Annotated in this window: 2 protein-coding genes; both read left to right on the plus strand. The window is 62.2% G+C overall.

Going from position 1 to position 1,150, the window contains the following annotated elements:
• Window positions 1-458 (plus strand): hypothetical protein (locus A1351_RS25250; protein ID WP_198162272.1); only part of this gene is annotated, 458 nt, incomplete at its 5' end.
• Entirely contained in the window at window positions 455-979 is a 525-nt protein-coding gene (locus A1351_RS07775; protein WP_157096180.1) for a hypothetical protein, read from the plus strand. The genes A1351_RS25250 and A1351_RS07775, both read left to right, overlap by 4 nt.
• Window positions 980-1,150 lie beyond the last annotated feature (171 nt).

The following is a 1,150-nucleotide window of genomic DNA, read 5'->3' on the forward strand; positions in this document are numbered from 1 at the left end:
CCGCCGAATGCGGCAAGTGGAAAAAGCAGGCGCTCGCGCCCCGCGCCGCCCGCACCGCGCGCGAGAAGTTCTGGCTTCCCGAGCGACTGCTCGCTCCGCTGGAGGAGACCGGCGCGGAGACGCGAAGCTTCGCGGCCGAAGCCGAGCAGATCGCGGCGCCGCCGAGCTGGGCCGACGATGTGAACCGCATCATCCGCGGCGAGCAGGACATGCCGATACTCGCGGATTTCCTTATCAAAATGTTCCGCCGCTCGAAGGCGGTGATGACCGTCGGCCGCGGCGATTTCCGCACCGGCCTCAGAAAATTCGGCAAGGACGCGGATCCGAATTTCAAGCTTCCCGACACCGCATCGCTCGACGCGACCCTCGGTCTGCTCGGCATCACGCCGGACACAGAGACGAGCCTCGCCATGCGCAAAGTGGTTTTCTACTCCGGCATCGATTGGGCCGACGCGTGAGCCAGACCACTCCGCTAGAACAGCGGCCCTTGCCGCTGATTTCCGAGCCGCCGTTTCATCGGCCGGTTTCGCCGGATGAAATGTCGCTTGTCACCAACCCTGATGCAGGCCCAGCGCCAGATGACGCTTTCGATATCGGCAAAGGTTGGGTGCTTTCGTTTTTTTCCGCAGCGAAGAAGGATGGGCGGTTCGCGCTCTGGGGCTGGGTGAAGGGCGATTTCGCGATCGACGAGCGCTGGGCGAGCAGCGAATCCAAAGCTTGGTTTTGCGCAACGCTCACATTTTTGCCGCTCGGCATGTCGTTCGGATATTTCGAATACACAGGGGATGCGGTTATCGCCGCGACCATCATCGCGCGAAACATCGATCTTTCCGACCTTTCTCGCGATGCGCTTCGCGCGAGAGCGCCAGAGCTACGCGCTCTAATGTCGGAACGCTTCGACGATATCGCGGCCGATGCGCCATTCCGAATCTGGCGCGCGAACCCCGATTGCGATCAAAGCGAGGAGAAAGCACAGTGAAAGACCTCCCGAAAATCAGCGCACGCTTCTCCGCGAAATATCTCCACGCCCTCCGCGCGATACTCGACGCGGCGCAAGAAAGAGCAGCCTTTTCCTCGGCCGGCCTCTATATCGAGCCCGCCCAGCCCGGCGTGCTGATTATCGCGACGACAGACACGGTCATCGCAGCGC

The sequence above is a fragment of the Methylosinus sp. R-45379 genome (assembly GCF_001644125.1).
Lineage (GTDB): Bacteria > Pseudomonadota > Alphaproteobacteria > Rhizobiales > Beijerinckiaceae > Methylosinus.